The following is a 19,415-nucleotide window of genomic DNA, read 5'->3' on the forward strand; positions in this document are numbered from 1 at the left end:
GGTGCGTTCGCGTCTGCTCGGCCGGGATTGATTACTCAGGTTTGACCGCGAGAACCGGTTTGGGGCATTCCAGCAGCAGTTGTTGCGACACGCTGCCCAGCAACAACTTGCCCACCGGGCTGCGATGCCGCATACCGATCACCAGCAACTCGGCGTCGTCAGCGTCCATCGCATCGAGCAGTTCAGTGGCCGCGTCGACCCCCACCGGCTGGCGTAACTCGAACGGCACGCCGCTCTCCCGCAGGCGTTCCTCGACGTCGTGGACCTGACCCGAACGGGCGAACCGGGAATCCACATAGGCCTCACCCGAAGTCGCGTTGATCACCAGCACGCTGGTGCCGCGCAACTGGGCTTCGGCGATGCCGTGCTCGACAGCGGCAATGCCGAAGGCGTCCGCGGTGTAGCCGATGACAATCATTGTTGAGCCGCCTTCTGCTGCTGATCCGCGTCGTCCTCGACGATCAACAACGTCTCCTCACTGCGGTGCATCAGCTTGAGCACCAACGGCATCAACAGCAGGACCGCCATGAGTACGTAGGTGACGATCGCGACCGGCTCGGTGAACAGACTGGTCCAGTCCCCGCCGCCGAGTTGCAGGCTCTGGCGCAGTTGTCGTTCGATACGTGGACCCAGGATCACCCCGATGATCAACGGCAGCACCGGCAATCCGAACCTGCGCATCATCAAACCCAGCAGCCCGAAGACGAGCAGCAGCGCCAGGTCCAGCGGTTGCACGTTGACCGCGAGCGCTCCCAGCGTGGCGAAGAACAGGATGCCGGCGTACAGGTAGGGCCGCGGGGTGCGCAGCAGCTTGGCCCACAGCGGCGCCAGCGGCAGGTTGAGCACGAGTAGTAGGAAGTTGCCGATGAACAGGCTGGCGATCAGTGTCCAGATCAGCAGCGGTTCCTTCTCGAAAAGCGTTGGCCCGGGCTGAATCCCGTAGGACACGAACGCGGTCAGCATCACCGCGGCGGTGGCATTGGTGGGCAGGCCCAACGACAGCATCGGCACCAGGGTGCCCGCGGCCGAGGCGTTGTTGGCCGCCTCCGGACCGGCGACGCCCTCGATGGCACCCTTGCCGAACTCCTCGGGGTGCCTGGAGAGGCGCTTTTCGGTGATGTAGGACAGGAACGTCGGCAACTCGGCGCCGCCGGCGGGCAGCGCGCCGAACGGGAATCCGTAGGCGGTACCGCGCAGCCACGGTTTCCACGACCGCGCGAAGTCCTGGCGGCTCATCCACGGCCGCCCCACCGGAATCACGTCTGCCGGCCGGCGGCGCAGGTGCGCCGCCACCCAGAGTGCCTCGCCGAGAGCGAAGATCGCCACCGCGATCACCACGATGTCGATGCCGTCGGACAGCTGCGGCAGGCCGAAGGTGGCGCGGGGCTGGCCGGTCAGGAAGTCGATGCCGACGACGCCGATCGCCAGACCGAGGAACAGCGAGATCGCACCGCGCAGTTTGGACGAACCCAGCACCGCGGTGACCGCGACCAATGCGAACAGCATGATCGCCAGGTACGAGGGGGCGCCGAGGGTCACCGCGAACCGCGAGATGGGCGGCGCGAACGCGGCCAACAGCGCGGTGCCGATGGCGCCGGCGACGAACGAGCCGATGGCGGCGGTGGCCAGGGCCTGGGCGGCCCGGCCGGCCTTGGCCATCTTGTTGCCCTCGATCGCCGTGATCACCGACGAGGATTCACCGGGGGTGTTCAGCAGGATCGAGGTGGTCGATCCGCCGTACATCCCGCCGTAGAAGATTCCGGCGAACATGATGAACGCCGCGCTCGGGCTGACGTTGTAGGTCACCGGCAGCAGGAGGGCCACCGTCATGGCCGGGCCGATGCCCGGGAGCACCCCGACGGCGGTGCCCAGCAGCACCCCGATCACGGCGTACAGCAGGTTCATCGGGGTCGCCGCCTCGGCGAATCCCTGAAGCAACCATTCGAAGTTGTTCATCTACAGAATCCCGTCCAGAATGCCTGCGGGCAGCGGGATTCCGAGCCCGGAGTAGAACGCGTAGAAGCTCGCCACCGAGAGCACCGTGCCGATCGCAAGATTGCGGACGTAATGACGATTGCCGAGAATCGTTGCCGCCCCGGCGAACAGCAGTGCTCCGGTGATGGTCCAGCCCAGCGGTTTGACCAGGAGGATCACCAACACGAACAGTCCGACCAGCAGCCCCACCGTGCGCCAGTCCCCCGGCATGTTGGGGTCGACATCCTCGCCCGCGTCGGCCTCACCGACCGAGCCACGCGGGATCGCAACCGCCAGAACCAGGGCGAGCGCGATCAGGATGATCCCGATCCCCAGTGGAAAGGCACGCGGCCCAACGGGATCGACCTTGGCGAATCCCCCGGTCAGCGTCAGCGCGTCGTAGATCAGGAATGCGCCCACCGCCACCAGGACCAGGCAGACCAGATACTGCGCCTTGTCGACCTTCACAACAGCCCCAATTCACTCAGCGTCGTCGAGACGCGGTTGTCTTGATCACGCAGGAACTGTTCGAAGTCGGCTCCCGTGCTGAAGGCGTCACTCCAGCCGTTCTTGACCAGCGCGTCGCGCCACTGCTCGGTGCCGTGCAGGTCGGTCAGCGCCCGTACCATCGCATCCTTGGCCTCACCGGAAACGCCTGGCGGCGCAAGTATTCCGCGCCAGTTGGTGAACGTCAGATCGATGCCCGCCTCAGTCAGGGTCGGCGCGTCGATCCCCTCGACCCGCTTGGCACCCGAGACCGCCAGCACCCGGACCTGCCCCGCCTCGATCTGGTCGACGAACTCGCCGAGGCCGGTGGTACCCGCCGCGATCTTCTTGCCCAGCAGGGCCGTCAGCAGATCACCGCCGCCGTCGTAGGTGATGTAGTTGACCTTGCGCGGGTCGACTCCGACCGCTCGTGCGGTCTCCATCGGGAACAGGTGGTCGGGCCCGCCCGGTGAGGATCCGCCGCCGATCGTGACCTTGGCCGGATCGGCCTTCCACGCCGCCACGAGATCACCGATGGTGCGGAACGGCGAATCCCCCGGCACCAGAATGCCTTCCTGTTCCTCGACCATCTTGGCCAGCGCGGTGGCGTCCGACGCGCGAGCAGAGGAACCGTTGGTGTAGACGGCACCCACCACGCCGAGCCCCATCATCATCATGAGGTCGTCGTTGCCCTTCTCGTTCATCAGCCGCGCCATCGCCACGGTGCCGCCGGCGCCGATGACGTTGAACACCTCGATACGGCCGGTGATGTCGGTGTCCTCCATGATCTTCACCGCGGTACGGGCAGTCAGGTCGTAACCACCTCCTGGGCTGTTCGGCACCATCATGCGCAGCCGATGCAAGCCCCTGGATTCGTCGCCGCGGGTAACTCCGCAGGCTGTGACCAGCATCAGCGCGACCACGGCCACCATCAGACCGGCACCTAGTCGTCGAAACCTCATGGTCAGCAATACTGGACCCATGACGTGACGCAGGTCACCTATTCGGACGCAAAGGAAGTTTTGTTCGTTGAGTTCACCAGCCCCGCGGACACCGCGCGCACGCACCCGGTTCTTGCCCAATGGCAGCCTGGCCGCACGCTTTCTGGTGTTTCAGCTTCTGGTGGTCGCGGTCGTGCTGGTCGCGGTGGCCGCGGTGTCGGTGGCGCAGTCCACGCGGGAGTTCCGTGATGTCCGCGGGCAGCGGATGATCGCGGTCGCCGAGAACGTCGCGTCAACACCCGTCGTCCGGGATCGCTACGACGACCCGTTCGCCGCTTCGGTGCTGGCGCCCGAGGTCGAGCGTGCGGTGGCCCTGTCGGGCGCCGAGCGGGCCGAGATCACCGATCCCGCCGGGACTGTGCGGGTGTCGTCGGATCCGGACCGCATCGGCCGACGGCTCGACCTGAGCAGCAGCCGGGCCGACGAGGGCCGAGCCTGGTCCGGCGACAGCGATGCCGACGGCTCGCACCGCCTGGTGGGACAGGTCCCCATCCTGGCTGCCGACGGCGCGGTGCTGGCGATCGTGTCGGTCAGCGAGCGCTACCCGTCGCTGTGGGAGTTGTTGGGCGGCGCCGGTGAACGTCTGCTGATCTATCTCGGACTGGGTGCGGCGCTCGGGATGCTGGCCTCGTGGTTGTTGTCGCGGCGAATCAACCGTCACACCCGTGGCCTGGACATCGCGGAGATCGCCACCCTGGCCGATCACCGGGAAGCGCTGCTGCACAGCATCCGTGAGGGTGTGGTGGCGGTGAGCAATGACGGGGTCATCACACTGATCAACGACAGCGCGTCCGAACTGCTGGGAATTGGTGCCGACGCGGTGGGCCGCCGCGTCGATGCGGTCGGTCTGGAACCGGGTGTGGAGGCATTCCTGTTGTCCGGCGAGGGAACTCACGCCGAAGAATCCGACGTGGTGATCACCACGCCGACCCGGGTGTTGGCACTCAACCGCCGCGCCGCCCGCAGTCAGGGCAGGAGGATCGGTACCGTGACCACCATGCGCGACAGCACCGAGCTCGCCGCACTGCAGGCTCAGCTGTCCTCACACCGCAGTGTGACCGACACACTGCGGGCCCAGACCCACGAGTTCTCGAATCAGCTGCACACCATCTCCGGTTTGACCCAGTTGGGCGAGTTCGACGCGGTCCGCACTCTGGTCGGCACCCTGACCCGACGCCGGGCCGAAATCAACGAGGCTGTCACCCAACATGTTTCAGATCCAGCGGTGGCCGCGCTCCTGATCGCCAAGACATCACTGGCCGCCGAGAGCGGGGTCACCCTCGGCCTGACCGACGACAGCCACCTGGACGCACTCGACCCGGCTCTGGCCACCGACGTGATCACGTTGCTGGGCAATCTGATCGACAATGCCGTCGACGTGTCGGTGGGCTCGGCGGCCGCACGGGTGGACGTGCGCATCGACGATGCGGCCGGCCTGGTGCTGGCGGTCTCGGACTCCGGACCGGGGGTGCCCGAACACCTTCGGGAGTCCATCTTCTCCCGCGGCGTCACCTCCAAGGCCGAGGTGCCCGGCGGGAGGGGGATCGGCCTGGCCCTGGTTCGGTTGGTGACGGCCCAGCACGGGGGTGCCGTCGAGGTCACCGACGCGCCAGGTGGCGGCGCCCTGTTCGTGGTGAGACTGCATGCGTGACGTCCTGGTGGTCGACGACGACTTCATGGTGGCCGAGATCCACCGCCGCTTCGTCGAACGCGTCGACGGGTTCCGCCCGGTCGGCGTGGCGCGCACCGGGGCCGACGCGCTGGCGTCGGCAGCCGAGCTGCGTCCCGATCTGATCCTTCTCGACGTCTATCTGCCCGACATGACCGGGCTCGAGGTGCTCCAGCGGTTGCGCGCCGAGGGCAACCGGGTCGGCGTCATCATGGTCACCGCGGCCCGCGAACTCGACACGGTCCGGGGCGCGTTGGACGGCGGCGCCGCCGATTATCTGGTCAAACCGTTCGACTTCGATCAGTTGCAGACGAAGTTGGCGGCGTTCGCCACCCGCGCCGAGGCACTCGCGGGCGCCGGAGGTGCCGATCAGTCGACCATCGACGCGCTGTTCGGCGGCTCGGCGGTGGTGCTGCCCAAGGGGCTCGGCGCCGAAACCGGTCGCCTCGTCATGGCCGCAGTACGCACCGCCGGTGAGGTATCAGCCATGGAATGTGCTCAGCTGGTGGGGATTTCGCGTGTCAGCGCCCGACGCTATCTGGAGCACTACCTGAGCACGGGGGCTTTGGAACTGCGATTGCAGTACGGAACCGGTAGGCCCGAACGGCGTTACCGGGCGAAGTGAGGTAGCCCGCTACTCACGACTCGCGGCGTCGGGAAGACCAGCATCACCATCAGCAGGTTCTTGCCCGATCACGCGGAGGCTGTCATGACGCTGGTAACCGATGCCGACCTTCCCCCGCTCGACTACGAGCACGAGACCGATCCCGAGGCTGTACACCGGCTGATCGCGCAGGCCCGCGCCCACTCCCCGATCGCGATGGGGCCCCACGGTCCGGAGCTGTTGAGCTACGACCTGGTCCGCACGACCCTGCGCGATGCGCGCTTCGAGATCCCCAAAGGCGTGTTCCTGGCCGCGCAGGGCATCACGTCCGGCCCGCTGTGGGACCGCGCGAACAGCAGCCTGCTGGGTGTCGATACCGAATCGCACACCCGGTTGCGCCGACTCGTCGCCAAGGCGTTCGCACCCCGCAGCGCCGACCGGCTCCGCGAAACCTGCGTCGACATCGTCACCGAACTCACGGACCCCTACCTGCCCGAGGGGCACTGCGACGTGGTTGCCGACATCGCCGTGCAGTATCCGATCCCGGTGATCTGCGCGCTGCTGGGCGCCCCGCGCCAGGACTGGCATCTGTTCTCCCAGTGGGCCGATGACATCTTCAAGATGTTCAGCTGGAACCTCGGCGCCCATGCCGACACGGTCGAGGCAGCCTGGCTACAGCTCGACGAATACGTCGATGCCATGGTGGAGCGACGGAACTCCAGCCTCTCCGATGATCTGCTCTCCGATCTGGTCCGGGCGGAGGTCGACGGTGACCGCCTCACGCATTCCGAGCTGCTGATGCTGGCCGGCGGCGTCATACTGGCGGGCACCGATACCACCCGCAATCAACTCGCGGCGGCCGTCCAGGTGCTGTGCGACTATCCTGAACAGTGGCTGATGCTGGCCGAAAACCCTGATATGGCACCGCTTTTCGTCGATGAACTACTGCGCCACACGCCGATCGCCCTGAGCAGTGTGCGGATCGCACGCGAGGATACCGAACTGGGCGGCCTCACGTTCCCGGCCGGAACCCAGGTGGTGGTGAACTTCGCTGCGGCCAACCGGGATCCACAGGTGTACGACGAGCCCGAGCGATTCGACGTCAACCGCATCGGACCCCCGGCCATGATGACGTTCGGCGGCGGTTTGCACTACTGCCTGGGGGTCCATCTGGCCAGGGTCGAGCTCACCGAGGCATTGCGCGTACTCACCCGGAAGCTGCGCAACCCCCGGTGCGAGCGACGTGCGCCCTGGAAGCCGATGACGGGTATCACCGGTCCCGCGTCACTGCCGCTGAACTTCGAGGCAGCCTGAAGGTCTAATAATTGGACCTGAAATTCGGCACGCATCGCATAATGGCGGCGTGACATCGAAGGTTCTGTTCCTGCGAAACGACCACACAGCCACCGAGGCCATGCTGGCCGATGTCTTCGCCGAATACGGCTTTGACATCGACACGTTCCAGGTCGTTGCGCCCGAGCAAGAGGACGCGCCCGCGGGTGAGGTGACCTTCCCCGATCCGACGGACTATGACGTGATCGTTCCGCTGGGCGCCCGCTGGGCGGTCTACGACGAATCCCTGCTCGACAGCTGGGTCGGAGCCGAGATGGCCATGGTGCGCGCGGCGGTGGAGGCCGGGGTCGGTGTACTCGGGGTGTGCTTCGGCGGACAGCTCGTCGCCCAGGCCCTCGGCGGATCGGTCAACAGGTCGCCGGCACCCGAAGTGGGCTGGTACGACGTGGTCACCGACGACGAGCAGTTGGTTCCCGGCGGTCCATGGTTCCAGTGGCATTTCGACCGCTGGACACTGCCGCCCGGGGCCACCGAGATCGCCCGCACACCGGCCGCCTCGCAGGCCTTCGTGCTGGGCACGGCGCTGGCCTTGCAGTTCCACCCGGAGCTCGATTCCGGGCTGTTGGAAGTCTGGTTGGCCCACGACCGCGACGGCGAGGTGGCCGGAATCGGTGGCAGCCACGATGAATTACGCTTGCAAACAAGAGAATTCGTCGATGATGCGGCCGCCCGCCTACGCGCCCTGGTCCGGGCGTTCCTCAGCCGGGTGGTCCGGCACCGACCATCGACGTAGGCTGACATGAGCCGGCGGAATTCTCCTTCAGCGCCGGCCACAGTGCCGATGAACACCTGGAGTCTTCGAGCGAGCAGGGACCGCACCTACCAGGACCGCCACGAGGCGGGCCGGGTCCTGGCCGAGCAGCTGGTGTCCTATCGAGACCGACCCGAGGTACTAGTTCTCGGCCTGGCCCGGGGCGGAGTACCGATCGCCGCCGAGGTCGCCTCGTTCCTGCATGCTCCGCTGGATGTGTTCGTGGTCCGCAAGCTGGGCGTGCCGCAGTGGCAGGAACTCGCCATGGGTGCGGTGGCCTCGGGCGGCGGGCTGGTGCTCAACGACGAGCTGGTGAACCGCCTCGGCATCGACGACGACACCATCGCCGAGACGATCCGGCACGAGACCGCCGAGATCCAGCGTCGGGAGCAGGCCTATCGCGGGGGTGCGCCACCCCCCGACCTCACCGGCCGGACCGTGATCCTGGTGGACGACGGTATCGCCACCGGGGCCACGATGCTGGCCGCGGTCCGTGCCGTACGCGCGGCGCGACGGGTCGTGGTGGCGGTCCCGGTCGGACCACCGACGGTCAGCGGTCAACTCATGGAGGAGGCCGACGAGGTGGTGTGCCCCAGCACTCCATCCCAGTTCGAAGCGGTGGGCCAGGCCTTCGCAGACTTCCACCAGGTCAGCGACGACGAGGTACGCCGCTTACTGGCACAGCCCGGCGAGGGCTAGCTCTTGTTGTACTTCTCGGCGGAATCGTCGACCTCGACGTCCGCATCGGCGGCGTCGGGCTCCACGGCGACATCCGACTCCGGCTCGGCGACCAGCTCGTCGGGATAGTCCACCGGCGCGTCGACCGCTTCGAAGGTCTCGGTCGTCTCGGTGGCGTTGGCCTCATCGGCCGCCGCGGTGTCAGCGTCTTCGGCAGCACCGGCCTTGGTTCCGCGCGAGCGTTCCCGCAATGCGTCGACGATCAGCAGCAGCACGCCGATCACGCTGGCGCCGATACAGACCCAGGCGATCAACTCATTGCTGGTTACCACCGCGGTCACCAGCGCGGCCAGGCCGATGACGGCAAGCACGAGCGCAATGATCAACATCGTTCAACCCTAAGTGTGGTGGCCCGTGATCGGGCCGGTTCACGACAGTGTGAGGAAGTCGGGCTTTCCGGTCAGTTGTTGCCGCGGTTGAACTGGCTGAAACCACCCGCCGAGTCGTTGTTGGCGCTGGAGTCCACCGGGGCGGCCGAACCGCGCTGACCCAGCTCTTCCAGCTGAGACTCCAGGTAGGTCTTCAGACGGGTCCGGTACTCACGCTCGAACGTGCGCAGCTGCTCCAGGCGGCCCTCCAGGACCGTGCGCTGCTGATTGATCGTGCCCATGATCTCGGAGTGCTTGCGCTCGGCGTCAGCCTGCAGCGCGTCGGCCTTCTCCTGAGCCTGGCGAAGCTGGGTCTCCGAGCGGGTCTGCGCATCGGCCAGCATCGCGTCGGCACGGGTACGGGCCTCCGAGACCGTGGTCTCGGCGGTCTTGCGGGCATCGCTGACCATGGCGTCGGCCTGGGCCCGCGCGTCCGAGAGCAGCTTCTCCGACTCGGCCTTGGCCGTGGAGGTCAGGCGATCTGCGGTGTCCTGCGCCAGGCTGAGCACCCGGGCGGCACGCACAGCGGTGTCCTCGCTCTGCGGAGCGGGAGGGGCGACCGGCGCCGCCGGGGCCTCGTAGACCGGCTGGGGCGGCGGGGTGGGCTCGGGCTCCGGCTCGTAGAGCGGGATGGACTGGGTGGACTGAGCGCCGCCCGCTCCGGACCGCGCCGACGCCAGCTCAGAATCGAGCTCGGACACGCGCTGCCGAAGATCGGCGTTCTCCTCGATGAGCCGAGTCAGCTCGTTCTCAACCAGATCGAGAAAGGCATCGACCTCGTCCTCGTTGTAGCCACGTTTGCCGATGGGCGGCTTGCTGAACGCGACGTTATGGACGTCCGCTGGTGTGAGCGGCATTGTCTGCCCCCTTGAAGTCTTGGACCGTCAACCGATCTCAAAGTGTAAAGCCTTGCTTGATCGCAACTGGAGTCCATCCTGTCACACCAGACCCGGCGGTTGCAGTGGAGGCCTATTTTTAAGAACGAATTTCAATCTTCTTACGCATTTGTGGACCATTCGGCAAACGCCGAGAGCGGGTCTCCCCCACCCACTCGCGCCGACGTTCTACATCGACGCATTGAACGCCAATTGCATCCCGATGAACGCCGCGAGAAGCAGCACCATGATCGACAGGTCGAAGCGCACCGCGCCTATCGTGAGCTGGGGAATGAGCCGCCGCAGCAGTTTCACCGGCGGATCGGTCACGGTCATGATGAGCTCCAGGATCACGACGGTCAGCCCCTTGGGATGCCAGTCGCGACTGAAGGACCGGATGAACTCGACGACGACGCGCGCGATGAGCAGCAGCCAGAACACGAACAGCGCGAATCCGAGAATTTCGAAGAACAGCGACAACTGAGCCGACCTCACTACAGCAGGATGTGTGACATTGGATACAGGTCGCCGTAGGCCGGACACATCTCACGCAGATGACGTGGTCAGCCGATAGTGCGACGCCGCCAGCCTACCCGGGGCCCTCTCGGACCTCAGGCATGCGCGGCGGCGCCACAGCGCCGCGACTCACGTCGCGGCTCTACTGATAGGCGTAGAAGCCGGCCTCGGCGATCCTGCGCCGCTGCTCGGCGCTGACGTCGACGTCGGCCGGCGACAGCAGGAACACCTTCGTCGCCACCTTGTCGAACGATCCGCGCAGTGCGAACGCCAGCCCTGCGGCGAAGTCGACCAGGCGCTTTGCGTCGGCGTTGTCCATCGACACAAGGTCCATGATCACCGGGGTGCCGTCCCGGAACCGCTCGCCGATCGTGCGTGCCTCGCTGTAGTCCTTGGGTCGCAGGGTGGTGATCTTCGCCAGCGGGCTGCCTGCTTCGAACAGCTCGGCCATCCGGCGGGGATCCATCGCCAGTGCTCCCCGGGTGGACCCGGACAGTGCGCCCAGACGCGGTGCGGCACGGTCGAATTCGCGGGGGGCGCGCATCCGGGCATCGAACCGCTGCTCGTCGGCGAAACCGCCGGGGTACCCACCCCGGTAAGCCGGGCCCTCGTCGTACTCGGGAGCCTCGTAGCCGTAGCTGTCCTCTTCGAACCGCTCGTCACGGGGTCGCCGGGCGTAGCTACGGGCCGCACCGCGATCGTCGTCCTCGTAGTACTCGTCGTCATAGTCCTCCATCGGCGCCATGCCGAAGTAGGCCTTGACCTTGTGCAGTGTGCTCATCTCGGCGACCCTTCTGCTGACGATGGGGGTGGTGGTGTCTGTGATGAAGATGTGACTGGTGTGACTACTTCCGGTGACGTTAGCGGGCGTTGCCCCATCAGCGCGGTTCCGACACGCACACACGTCGATCCGTGTTTGACGGCGCTTTCGAGATCTCCGGACATTCCCGCCGACAGCTCGAGCCGGTGCTGGTAGTCGCGCTGCACCCGGTCCCGCTCGGCGGCCAGCCGCGCAAAAGCGTCGTCGGGATCCCACGCCAGTGGCGGGATTCCCATCAGACCGACGAACTCCAACACCTCGGCGGAGTTCGCTGACCCACAGATTTCGTCGACGAGATCGGGGGCGTCCACATCGACACCGCCCCGTTCGGTGTCCCCGTCGAGACTGATCTGGATGTACACACGCAGCGGTTCGGTCCGCGCGCCCGCGGCCAAGGCCTCGCCCACGGCCCGGTCCAGCGCGGTCAACAGACGGATGCTGTCGACGGAGTGCGCAGTGTGTGCCCAGCCCGCGACAGCCCGCGCCTTCTTCCGCTGGATGCGCCCCACCATGTGCCAGCGAATCGGAACATCCGTTAATTCCGCGCGAACAGTTTCGACTTTTTCGGCCGCCTCTTGTTCGCGGGATTCACCAAATGCGAGGCACCCTAATTGATTGAGAATAATGACATCGGTGGCCGGAAAGTATTTCGTAATCGGAAGTAATTCGATTTCATTTACATTTCGCCCGACCGATTCCGCGGCGCGTGCCAAACGGGCCCGCGCGGCACCGAGCGCGGCGGTCAACTCGGCCGTCCGGTCGGCGTCACGCCCGCGCTGCACGGTGCTCATCTCAGGCTCACTCCAGGCTCGTCAGGGGGTCGTTCAACGGGGCTGCTCCATCCACACCACGCTCGCCAGGCGTCCGGTCGGTGCGTCGCGGCGATGGCTGAACAGCGCGCGGTCGGCGACCGTGCACCGCGGGTCCACGTCGATCGCGGTGACGCCCAAAGCCGTTAGTTGCCGGGCTATTCCGGCCCGGAGATCCAAGCCGGGGGTGCCACGGGAGGTGGTGGTGCGCGAGCCGGGCAGGTCCGCCTCCACCTCGGCGGCCATCTGCTCGGGTACCTCGTAATTGGCGCCGCTGACCGCAGGGCCCAGCAGTACCGAGATATCCCCGAGATGTGCGCCGACGGCCAGCATGGCCTCGAGAGTCCTGGGCACGATTCCCTTCTGAGCGCCCACCCGCCCGGCATGCACGGCGGCGATCACCCCGGCGCGGGCATCGCCCATTAATACCGGGACACAATCGGCGGTCACCACAACCAATGCCAAACGCGGGGTCGTCGTCACCAATGCGTCGGCATTATCGACCGCGGTGTCGCGCGGCCCGTCCACCGTGACGACGTGATCACTGTGCACCTGATTCATCCAGACCAGCGCGTCGGCCCCGACGGCCGCCGCCAGGCGACGCCGGTTCTGGGCCACCGCGGCCGGGTTGTCGCCGACATGGTCGCCGAGGTTGAACGAATCGAAGGGCGGTGTCGAGACCCCGCCGGCGCGGGTTGTCGTCACCCGCCGAATACGAACACTCACGATCCCAGTATCCGAACCCGCCGCCGGGCCCCGCTCAGTGCCGCATGAACGGTGGGACGTCGACATCGTCGTCGGCGATCCCGCCGTCTCCGTCGCCACCGACACTCACGGTGGCGCCATTGGTGTGTGCCGGGACGCTGACCGCATCCGTCGGTTCGAACAGTGACGTGGTCACCTTGCCGGAACGCGCCGAGGCGATCGGCTGGGTCGGCGCCGAGCTCGGGCTGACCACAGGCTTGCGACTGGGCCCGGCCATGTCGAAGCCGGCCGCGATGACCGTGACCCGCACTTCGTCACCGAGCGAGTCGTCGATCACCGTGCCGAAGATGATGTTGGCTTCGGGATGCGCGGCGTCCTGCACGAGCGAGGCAGCCTCGTTGATCTCGAACAGGCCCAGGTCACTGCCGCCGGCCACCGACAGCAGCACACCCTGCGCGCCTTCCATCGAGGCTTCCAGCAGCGGGGAGTTGATCGCGATCTCGGCGGCCTTGAGCGCCCGGCCGTCACCGCGTGCCGAGCCGATGCCCATCAACGCCGTGCCCGCACCGCTCATCACGCCCTTGACGTCGGCGAAGTCGACGTTGATCAGACCGGGCGTGGTGATCAGGTCGGTGATGCCCTGGACGCCGTTGAGCAGCACCTCGTCCGCGCTGCGGAACGCGTCCATCAGCGACACCGCGGCGTCACCCATCTGCAGCAGCCTGTCGTTGGGGATCACGATCAGGGTGTCGCAGCTCTCGCGCAGCGTCTGAATGCCGTTCTCGGCCTGGTTGCTTCGGCGCTTGCCCTCGAACGAGAACGGCCGGGTGACGACGCCGACGGTGAGCGCGCCGAGCTTGCGCGCGATCGACGCGACGACGGGCGCGCCACCGGTTCCGGTGCCGCCGCCCTCACCGGCGGTCACGAACACCATGTCGGCGCCGCGCAGCAGCTCCTCGATGTCGTCCTTGGCATCCTCGGCAGCCTTGCGGCCCACTTCGGGGTCCGCGCCTGCGCCGAGCCCACGGGTCGAGTCGCGGCCGACGTCGAGCTTGACGTCGGCGTCGCTCATCAGCAGTGCCTGTGCGTCGGTGTTGATGGCGATGAACTCGACGCCCTTGAGGCCCTGTTCGATCATCCGGTTGACGGCGTTGACACCGCCGCCGCCGATACCAACCACCTTGATTACCGCTAGGTAGTTATGCGGGGGGGTCATGGATCGTCTTCCTCCCAGGTTGGGTGTTCACAGTGCTTCTGACGCCGAATCCTCCTGGGCAAACTCTCAACCTCAACCATAGGCTTAGAGTTATGTCAAGTAGTTCCGCGCAAACAGAACGGTAGGGGGCCAACGCCGGTGATCGCGGCAGGCGCGCCGACGCGCCGCGCGGCAATTTTGCCTCGAACTACTTGACAGTCGGCAGATCTGGGCTGGAGACGTCGTAGGTATGGCCCGGCTGGGTCAGCAGTGCGGCCAGCTTCAATGCCTTCTCGTCGGTCCGATCGTTGGTCCCCCACACCACAACCCGCCCGTCGGCCAGCGTCAGCGCGATCGAGGCCACCGACGGGGCGGCGATCCGGCCCACCTGTGCGACCACATCCGGTGGCAGCGCCAGCATCACCTCGAGCGCAGCCTTGGTGGCCGGATCCGCCGGACCCGGATTGTCGGTGTCCAGATACGGCAATGTCGGCGGTGGCGGTTCGGTGGCGAAATCGACTCCGTCGCGGTCGAACAGATGGGGACCGTCGGGATAGTCCTTGACCACCACCGGCACCCGCTCGACCACCGTGATCCGCAGGGTCGACGGATACTCGCGCTGCACCCGTGCGGTGGCGACCCGACGGATCGTGGCCACCCGTTCGGCGACCGCATCCGTGTTGATCTGCAGCAGCGGCGTACCGGGCGCCACCGCAGCGGCGGCCAGCACCTGCTCCTGCGGGATTGCCGCCACACCGTTGACCACCACATTGCGCGCCGCCATTGCCGGCGTGAAGTAGAGAACCAGGCCCAACGCCACCGCGATTACGCTGACCAACGCCGACCAGAGCAGGACCTTCAGACCACGAATAGTGCTGCGGGCCACCGTGTTCGGGCTGTCCGAAGGCTGCCCGTTCACCTTGCGCTTGGCCTCGCGGCGAGCATGCTCGATCGCCACCGCCCGGTCGCGCGCGGCCCGGCGCTCCTCGCGTTCGCGGCGGGCGCGGCGGCGGGGTCCCTCGTAGTCGGGTTCTGCCGCGGGCGGCACATCGGGCCCGGCCGCGGGCGGCACATCAGATCCTGCCGAAGGCTCGGCGGACTCAGCCGCGGGATCGGCGGACTCGCCCGTGGGTGAGTCGCCGGGCTCGCCGGGGCCGGATTCCTCTTGAACCGGGCCGGATTCCACCGCAGCGGTTTCCTCGGTCGCCTCGTCGGGACCGCCGGGACCCGTTTCGGTCACGGCGATTCCGTCGAGGATCGGCCCGGCGCGCTGCGATTTGCCTTGATCCCGAGCTCGGTCACGATTTCCTTGCCCAGCATGGTCACGTCACCGGCCCCCATGGTGAGCACCACGTCGCCCGCCTGGGCCGTGGCGGCGACCGCCGCGGCGACCGCCGAGAAGTCGGGTACATAGGTGACCGGCGCGCTGACATGCTCGGCGACCGTGGCGCCGCTGATACCGGGCAGCGGCTGCTCCCGCGCGCCGTACACGTCGAGCACGAAGACCTCGTCGGCCGCGCTGAGGGCCGACCCGAACTCGGTCGCGAAAGTCGCTGTGCGCGAGTACAAGTGCGGTTGGAACGCAACGATGACCCGGCCACCGGTCTGATCCACGACCGTGCGGGCGGCCTCGAGAGTGGCCCGGACCTCGGTGGGATGGTGCGCATAGTCGTCGAAGACCCGGACGCCGCCCAGTGACCCGACCAGCTCGAAACGCCGTCGTACCCCCTCGAATCCGGCCAGTCCGTCGAGCACGGCCTCGGCCGGCGCACCCACCTCGATGGCAGCCAGCAGCGCAGCGAGTGCGTTGAGCGCCATGTGCCGGCCCGGCACCGCGAGCCGGATCGCGCGCGGATGCGGCTCGCCGGCGAGCTGGATGTGGGCGACCGCCCCGGTCCCCTGCTGTTCCCAGCTCAGCAGGGTGCCGGCCAGATCACCGGCGGGCGTGCTGCCGTACCGCAGCACCCGGATGCCCAGCGAGTCGGTGTGTTCGGCGAGCGCAGCCGCCCCCGGGTCATCGGTGCACACCACGAGCGCGCCACCCGGCGCGATGCGGTCGACGAATGCGGAGAACACCGCGGTGTAGGCCTGCTCGCTACCGAAGAAATCCAGGTGGTCGGCTTCGATGTTGGTGACCACCGCGACATTCGGGGTGTACTCGAGCAGTGAGCCGTCACTCTCGTCGGCCTCGGCGACAAAGCACTTCCCGCTGCCGTGATGGGCGTTGGTGCCCGCCTCGCCCAGTTCCCCGCCCACCGCGAACGACGGGTCGAAACCGCTGTGCTGCAACGCCACGATGAGCATCGAGGTGGTGGTGGTCTTGCCGTGGGTGCCCGTCACCATGAGCGTGGTGTAGCCGGCCATCAGCTTGGCCAGCACCACCGGACGCAGGATGACCGGGATTCCGCGGCGCCTGGCCTCGACCAGTTCCGGATTGGTCTTGGGGATCGCGGCGTGGGTGGTCACCACCGCGGTCGGCCCACCGGGCAACAGGTCCAGCGACGACGCGTCGTGACCGATCCTGACCTCGGCGCCGCGGGCCCGCAGGGCCACGACACCGCGCGACTCCTTGGCGTCCGATCCGGACACCAGGCCACCGCGGTCCAGCAGAATTCGGGCCACGCCCGACATCCCGGCGCCCCCGATCCCGACCATGTGCACTCGCTGCAGTTCAGCCGGAAGTGAATTAGCGTTCACTGCAGCCTCTTTCGTCGGTCGCGGGCGACATCGAGGGCAACCTGGGCCACCCGCCGAGCGGCGTCGGGGTGGCCCGACAACGAGGCGGCGGCCGTCATCGAGGCCAGCCGGGCGTCGTCGGTCATCAGGCCGGCGACCGTATCCGCCACGAATCCCCCGTCGAGCTGGGCATCGTCGACGACGATCCCGCCACCGGCCGAAACCACCGGCAGGGCATTGAGCCGCTGCTCGCCGTTACCGATCGGCAACGGGACGTACACCGCGGGCAGGCCCACTGCGGTCACCTCGGCAACCGTCATCGCCCCCGACCGGCAGATCGCCAGATCGGCTGCGGCATAGGCCAGGTCCATCCGGTCCAGATAAGGCACCGCGACGTACGGTGGTGCCCCCGCCGCAGCCGGCGGCAGATCGAGGGTGTTCTTCGGCCCATGCGCATGCAGTACCGAAACACCGGCAGCACCAAGAGCTTCGGCAGCCGCGGACACCGCGCGGTTGAGCGACTGCGCGCCCTGCGAACCACCGAACACCAACAGCACCTTGGCATCCGGCGCGAAACCGAAGAACGCCCTGGCCTCGGCGCGTAGCGCGGCGCGGTCCAGTGACGTGATCGACGCGCGCACCGGCACGCCCACCACCTCGACCTTGCGCAGCCCCGGTTCGGGCACCGCCGAGAGCACCCGGCGGGCCGACACCGCGCCGACCCGGTTGGCCAGGCCGGCACTGGCATTGGCCTCGTGGACCACCACCGGAACCGCGCGCCGACGCCCGTGCACACCGAAGCCACCGCGGGCCGCGAGGTAGGCCGGCAGCGCGACATAGCCACCGAACCCGATCACCACATCGGCCTCCACGCCGGCCAATACCGAACGGGTCTGACGGATCGCGGTCCGCACGCGCAGCGGCAACCGCACCAGATCTCCTGACGGCTTGCGCGGCAGCGGCACCGGGGTGATCAGCTCGAGGTCGTAGCCGCGCTGCGGCACCAGCCGGGTTTCCAGACCGCGGGCGGTTCCGAGGGCCGTGATCCGGACCTGCGGATCGAGTTCCCGCAACGCATCCGCCACCGCCATCGCCGGTTCGACGTGACCTGCCGTGCCACCACCGGCCAGAACGACAGATATCCCCCGGTCGCTTCGCTCCTGGCCCCCAGGACCAGATATCCGCCGGCCCGTCTTACCCTCACTCACCCGTAACGCTGACCTTCCAAAGTCCGGGCCCGATGACCCTGTTTCCGCTGGCCTGCAGGATATCGGACCGAGGACTTACCGCCCCCCGCCGGCTGCTGACCAGCAGCGCGCCCGGAACGGCGCACCGGCCGGTCCCCGCTGCGCGGCGTGCGACGTGGCGCCGCTTGTCTGGCGTCCGCTTGTCGGGCCCGGGTCTGCTTGCCCGCCTGCTTGCCGGCGGTCTTGGCACCCGCCTTACCTGCGGGCTTGGCGCCGGCCTTGCCTGCCGGCTTGCCCGCACCGCGTGAGGGCGACTTCCGACGATCGTGCAGCCGGTTGCGGGCGACCTCAAGGCGGGTGGGGATATAGGGCTCGGGCAACGGCAGCCGCAACAGCCGGGTCACCCGGTCATCGCGGCCGGCCCGCAGCGCGGCCACGGCCTCCGGCTCGTGCCGGGCCGCATTGGTGACCAGACCCATCATCAGAAGTGTTGTGGCTTGCGATGATCCACCGGCCGATATCAGTGGCAGCTGCAGCCCGGTGACCGGCAGCAGGCCCACCACATAGCCGACGTTGATGAACATCTGACCGACCACCCACAGCGTGGTGGTGGCCGTCAGCAGGCGCAGGAACGGATCGGCCGAACGGCGGGCGATGCGCATCCCGGTGTAGGCGAACAGACCGAACAGGGCCAGCAGACCCAGCGCGCCGACGAATCCCAACTCCTCGCCGATGATGGCGAAGATGAAGTCGTTGTGGGCGTTGGGCAGGTAATTCCACTTCGCCGTGCCCTGGCCGAGGCCGTCACCGAAGATGCCTCCGTTGGCCAGGGCGAACCGGGCCTGGCGGGACTGATAACCGATGCCCTGACCGTCGGCTGCCGGGTCGAGCCAGGACTGCACCCGGTCGGACCGGTAACCCGCGGAGACTGCCAGCACCGCGGCGGCCACGACCGCGGCAAGCAGCGAGGACAGGAACACCCGCAGCGGCAGACCGGCGTACCACAGCAGACCGAGCAGGATGATGCTCAGCGAGACGGTCTGCCCGAGGTCGGGCTGGGCGACGATCAATGCCAGCGCGATCACCGCGGCAGGCACCAGCGGGATCAGCATCTCGCGCAGCGAGGCCCGCTCCATGCGCCGCGCCGCCAGCAGGTGCGCGCCCCAGATGGCGAAGGCGATCTTGGCCAGCTCCGACGGCTGCATCGAGAACCCGGCGACCACGAACCAGCCGCGAGAACCGTTGGCCACCTTGCCGATTCCTGGGATGAGCACGAGGATCAGCAGCAGGATCGTGAAGGCGAAACCGGGGAAAGCTATCCGGCGCAGGGTGCGGACCGGCATCCGCAGGGCGATATAGAACGCGATCAGCCCGACGCCCGTCCACATGACCTGGCGGCCGAACACCGCCCAGGGCGACCCGTCGAAGTCATAGGAATACACGCCCGACGCCGAGAGCACCATGATCAGGCCGAGCGTCGTGAGCAGAGCGGTGACCGCGATGATCAGATGGAACGAGGTCATCGGACGGCCCAGCCAGGCGCCGAAGCGGGTCCGCGGGGCCGCCGACGATCCGGCCGCGGCGTTCGAGCTGGGTGCAGCCTCGGAAGTTCCGGCGGCTGAATCGGCGGTTTCGCCGGCTGCGGCACCGTCACGGCGGCGCAGCCGGGCCAGGATGCCGGCCACCGC

The 19,415-nt window shown here is 67.6% G+C and carries 20 protein-coding genes; 5 read left to right on the forward strand and 15 right to left on the reverse strand.

The genetic code is table 11. The features are described from left to right. Nucleotides 1-31: 31 nt before the first annotated feature. The 4 genes from A5779_RS14665 to A5779_RS14680 are packed head-to-tail and all read right to left on the reverse strand — an operon-like array spanning nt 32 to nt 3,422. Nucleotides 32-418 carry a universal stress protein gene (locus tag A5779_RS14665; RefSeq protein ID WP_064883052.1) on the reverse strand — a complete coding sequence of 129 codons (387 nt, stop codon included), beginning with the start codon at nt 416-418 and terminating at the stop codon, nt 32-34. Next, a complete protein-coding gene (locus A5779_RS14670; RefSeq protein WP_064883054.1) occupies nt 415-1,956 on the reverse strand; it encodes a tripartite tricarboxylate transporter permease in 1,542 nt (513 codons plus the stop codon). The genes A5779_RS14665 and A5779_RS14670 overlap by 4 nt, the downstream gene beginning before the upstream one ends. Continuing rightward, the gene (locus A5779_RS14675) at nt 1,957-2,442 is read right to left on the reverse strand and encodes a tripartite tricarboxylate transporter TctB family protein (RefSeq protein WP_207549078.1); all 486 of its coding nucleotides are present in this window, start codon (nt 2,440-2,442) and stop codon (nt 1,957-1,959) included. Beyond that, entirely contained in the window at nt 2,439-3,422 is a 984-nt protein-coding gene (locus tag A5779_RS14680) for a Bug family tripartite tricarboxylate transporter substrate binding protein (protein WP_064883058.1), read from the reverse strand. The genes A5779_RS14675 and A5779_RS14680 overlap by 4 nt, the downstream gene beginning before the upstream one ends. Before the next feature lie 67 nt (nt 3,423-3,489). Here A5779_RS14680 and A5779_RS14685 point away from each other — a divergent pair, with 67 nt between their 5' ends. The 5 genes from A5779_RS14685 to A5779_RS14705 all read left to right on the forward strand — a co-directional run bounded on the left by A5779_RS14685 (nt 3,490) and on the right by A5779_RS14705 (nt 8,537). Continuing rightward, complete coding sequence (locus A5779_RS14685) at nt 3,490-5,112, forward strand: sensor histidine kinase (protein ID WP_064883060.1); 1,623 nt, start codon at nt 3,490-3,492, stop codon at nt 5,110-5,112. After that, nucleotides 5,105-5,755, forward strand: a complete 651-nt coding sequence (locus A5779_RS14690; RefSeq protein WP_064883063.1) for a response regulator — start codon at nt 5,105-5,107, stop codon at nt 5,753-5,755. Before A5779_RS14685 ends, A5779_RS14690 begins: the two co-directional genes overlap by 8 nt. Nucleotides 5,756-5,839: 84 nt before the next feature. Continuing rightward, complete coding sequence (locus tag A5779_RS14695; protein WP_064883065.1) at nt 5,840-7,048, forward strand: cytochrome P450; 1,209 nt, start codon at nt 5,840-5,842, stop codon at nt 7,046-7,048. Between the two features lie 49 nt (nt 7,049-7,097). Then, nucleotides 7,098-7,820, forward strand: coding sequence for a type 1 glutamine amidotransferase (locus tag A5779_RS14700; RefSeq protein WP_110777329.1), 723 nt, complete (start codon nt 7,098-7,100; stop codon nt 7,818-7,820). Nucleotides 7,821-7,868: 48 nt separating this feature from the next. Next, complete coding sequence (locus A5779_RS14705; protein ID WP_064883068.1) at nt 7,869-8,537, forward strand: phosphoribosyltransferase; 669 nt, start codon at nt 7,869-7,871, stop codon at nt 8,535-8,537. Here A5779_RS14705 and A5779_RS14710 read toward each other — a convergent pair. The 11 genes from A5779_RS14710 to ftsW form a co-directional block, all read right to left on the reverse strand. Then, entirely contained in the window at nt 8,534-8,905 is a 372-nt protein-coding gene (locus A5779_RS14710; RefSeq protein ID WP_064883070.1) for a hypothetical protein, read from the reverse strand. The two genes, A5779_RS14705 and A5779_RS14710, sit on opposite strands and share 4 nt — an antisense overlap. A gap of 71 nt (nt 8,906-8,976) precedes the next feature. Then, a complete protein-coding gene (gene wag31 / locus A5779_RS14715) occupies nt 8,977-9,801 on the reverse strand; it encodes a DivIVA-like cell division protein Wag31 (RefSeq protein ID WP_055115009.1) in 825 nt (274 codons plus the stop codon). A 207-nt stretch (nt 9,802-10,008) separates the two neighbouring features. Beyond that, nucleotides 10,009-10,299, reverse strand: coding sequence for a YggT family protein (locus tag A5779_RS14720; protein WP_055115011.1), 291 nt, complete (start codon nt 10,297-10,299; stop codon nt 10,009-10,011). A 178-nt stretch (nt 10,300-10,477) separates the two neighbouring features. Further along, entirely contained in the window at nt 10,478-11,116 is a 639-nt protein-coding gene (locus A5779_RS14725) for a cell division protein SepF (protein ID WP_064883072.1), read from the reverse strand. After that, nucleotides 11,113-11,946 (reverse strand): YggS family pyridoxal phosphate-dependent enzyme, encoded by an 834-nt coding sequence (locus A5779_RS14730; RefSeq protein WP_064883074.1) that lies wholly within the window; start codon nt 11,944-11,946, stop codon nt 11,113-11,115. The genes A5779_RS14725 and A5779_RS14730 overlap by 4 nt, the downstream gene beginning before the upstream one ends. 33 nt (nt 11,947-11,979) lie before the next feature. Then, entirely contained in the window at nt 11,980-12,690 is a 711-nt protein-coding gene (gene pgeF / locus A5779_RS14735) for a peptidoglycan editing factor PgeF (protein ID WP_110777332.1), read from the reverse strand. Between the two features lie 34 nt (nt 12,691-12,724). After that, the gene (gene ftsZ, locus A5779_RS14740; protein WP_055115017.1) at nt 12,725-13,885 is read right to left on the reverse strand and encodes a cell division protein FtsZ; all 1,161 of its coding nucleotides are present in this window, start codon (nt 13,883-13,885) and stop codon (nt 12,725-12,727) included. Nucleotides 13,886-14,072: 187 nt separating this feature from the next. Further along, the gene (locus A5779_RS14745; RefSeq protein WP_110777342.1) at nt 14,073-14,936 is read right to left on the reverse strand and encodes a cell division protein FtsQ/DivIB; all 864 of its coding nucleotides are present in this window, start codon (nt 14,934-14,936) and stop codon (nt 14,073-14,075) included. A 164-nt stretch (nt 14,937-15,100) separates the two neighbouring features. Further along, nucleotides 15,101-16,561 (reverse strand): UDP-N-acetylmuramate--L-alanine ligase, encoded by a 1,461-nt coding sequence (gene murC, locus A5779_RS14750; protein ID WP_064883080.1) that lies wholly within the window; start codon nt 16,559-16,561, stop codon nt 15,101-15,103. Further along, a complete protein-coding gene (gene murG / locus A5779_RS14755; protein ID WP_064883082.1) occupies nt 16,558-17,748 on the reverse strand; it encodes an undecaprenyldiphospho-muramoylpentapeptide beta-N-acetylglucosaminyltransferase in 1,191 nt (396 codons plus the stop codon). The genes murC and murG overlap by 4 nt, the downstream gene beginning before the upstream one ends. Next, nucleotides 17,745-19,412, reverse strand: coding sequence for a putative lipid II flippase FtsW (gene ftsW / locus A5779_RS14760; RefSeq protein WP_064883084.1), 1,668 nt, complete (start codon nt 19,410-19,412; stop codon nt 17,745-17,747). The genes murG and ftsW overlap by 4 nt, the downstream gene beginning before the upstream one ends. Between the last annotated feature and the right edge of the window lie 3 nt (nt 19,413-19,415).

It is taken from the genome of Mycolicibacterium peregrinum (assembly GCF_001665625.1).
Lineage (GTDB): Bacteria > Actinomycetota > Actinomycetes > Mycobacteriales > Mycobacteriaceae > Mycobacterium > Mycobacterium peregrinum_B.

Coding starts and splice junctions, on each gene's coding strand:
- A5779_RS14725 (WP_064883072.1), bottom strand. CDS start 11,116: ATGAGCACACTGCACAAGGTCAAGGCCTACTTCGGCATGGCGCCGATG.
- A5779_RS14670 (WP_064883054.1), bottom strand. CDS start 1,956: ATGAACAACTTCGAATGGTTGCTTCAGGGATTCGCCGAGGCGGCGACC.
- wag31 (WP_055115009.1), bottom strand. CDS start 9,801: ATGCCGCTCACACCAGCGGACGTCCATAACGTCGCGTTCAGCAAGCCG.
- A5779_RS14695 (WP_064883065.1), top strand. CDS start 5,840: ATGACGCTGGTAACCGATGCCGACCTTCCCCCGCTCGACTACGAGCAC.
- ftsZ (WP_055115017.1), bottom strand. CDS start 13,885: ATGACCCCCCCGCATAACTACCTAGCGGTAATCAAGGTGGTTGGTATC.
- A5779_RS14690 (WP_064883063.1), top strand. CDS start 5,105: ATGCGTGACGTCCTGGTGGTCGACGACGACTTCATGGTGGCCGAGATC.
- A5779_RS14710 (WP_064883070.1), bottom strand. CDS start 8,905: ATGTTGATCATTGCGCTCGTGCTTGCCGTCATCGGCCTGGCCGCGCTG.
- A5779_RS14680 (WP_064883058.1), bottom strand. CDS start 3,422: ATGAGGTTTCGACGACTAGGTGCCGGTCTGATGGTGGCCGTGGTCGCG.
- A5779_RS14730 (WP_064883074.1), bottom strand. CDS start 11,946: ATGAGCACCGTGCAGCGCGGGCGTGACGCCGACCGGACGGCCGAGTTG.
- A5779_RS14665 (WP_064883052.1), bottom strand. CDS start 418: ATGATTGTCATCGGCTACACCGCGGACGCCTTCGGCATTGCCGCTGTC.
- A5779_RS14705 (WP_064883068.1), top strand. CDS start 7,869: ATGAACACCTGGAGTCTTCGAGCGAGCAGGGACCGCACCTACCAGGAC.